2 protein-coding genes are annotated in these 1484 nt (G+C 48.9%); one reads left to right on the top strand and one right to left on the bottom strand.

What is annotated here, in order from left to right:
* Positions 1 to 691: FAD-binding oxidoreductase (locus ACTHUM_RS13835; RefSeq protein ID WP_440403150.1), on the top strand; the 691-nt coding region annotated here is incomplete at its 5' end.
* Positions 692 to 745: 54 nt separating this feature from the next.
* On the opposite strand, the gene ACTHUM_RS13830 is transcribed toward ACTHUM_RS13835, so the two are convergent.
* Positions 746 to 1484: symmetrical bis(5'-nucleosyl)-tetraphosphatase (locus ACTHUM_RS13830; RefSeq protein ID WP_440403149.1), on the bottom strand; the 739-nt coding region annotated here is incomplete at its 5' end.

Raw genomic sequence — 1484 nt, 5'->3', positions numbered from 1 at the left:
ACTTTTGACTGCGGTGCAAGGCCATTTTGCCGAGCACTTGACCAGCTTCGAGCTGATCAGCCGCTTTGCTCTCGATTTATCTTCGGAATTCAGCCAACTCAAAAAGCCTGCTGATGCGGAATGGCATATTTTGATTGAACTTGCAGACTCTGTTCCCGATGCCGGACTGGATGAAAAGCTTGCCGAATTTCTCTATCAAAACGGATGGGAAAACAGCATTTTGGCGCAATCCGAGCAAGAGCGCTCCGACTTATGGACCTTGCGTGAAAATATTTCCGCTTCCCAACGCAAACTCTGCACCAGTATTAAACACGATATCGCCGTCCCTATCGCCCAAGTGGCCACCTTTGTCCGCCAATGCGCCCCTGCCTTGGAAACCCGCTTTCCCGGCATACAGATTGTCTGCTTCGGACATTTAGGCGACGGCAGCCTGCATTACAATACATTCCTGCCCAACGTATTGAGCAACGAAGCCTACCAATACGAAGACGCCGTCAATACCATTGTTTATGAAAACATTCTTGCCTGCCATGGTACGATTGCCGCAGAACACGGCGTAGGCATCATCAAAAAACATTGGCTGCCCCGTGTGCGTACGCAGGCCGAACTTGTTCTGATGCATTCCATCAAAAATCAGCTTGACCCTTATGGCATTATGAATCCGGACAAACTCCTGCCTTCTTTGGATTAACCAATACGAAAAGGCTGTCTGAAACATTTCAGACGGCCTTTTATCTTATCCAAACTATTTCAATGCCGTTTTCCAGTCCAATCCGCCCAAAGACGGTACCTGTATTACTTCATTGGTATCCAAATTGACCGCTGTCAGCTCTCCGCCCCACAACGCGCCGGTATCCAAAGCAATTACTTGGTCTGTATTAACGTAGCCCAACGACGACCAATGCCCGAACACGGTAATATAATCCAAATTCTGCCTATCAGGTGCTTTAAACCAAGGGCGCAGGTAAAGCGGCATTTTCTTCAAAGTGGATTTATATTCGTAATCCAATTCGCCTTTGTACGTCAGCGCACGCATACGGGTAAAGACATTAACAATCATCCGTAGGCGCTCGTAGCCGGTCAAATCATCCGTCCACGCAGTCGGCTTGTTGCCGTACATTTTGCCAAAAAATTTCCTGTACTTTTTACCTTGCAATTCATCCTCGGCTTCACGGGCAAGGCTTTCGGCTTTATCAACCGACCATTGTGGCAAAATACCGGCATGCACCATCACATGCCTGTTACCGCGCACCAAAAGCGGTTGATGACGCAGCCAGTCCAATAAGGATTGACTCTCGGGATGGGACAAAATCGGCTCAACCGTATCGCTGCGCTTGAGCGTTCCTTCACCGCAACCGACGGCCAAAAGATGCAAATCATGATTGCCCAAAACCATTTGCACGCTGCTGTCATGCTCTTTGGCAAATTTCAGGGTTTCCAAGGACTTCGGGCCGCGATTGACAATATCGCCGACCAGCCAAAGG

It is taken from the genome of Neisseria sp. P0021.S006, assembly GCF_051956895.1.
This window is presented reverse-complemented; position numbering and strand designations above follow the sequence as displayed.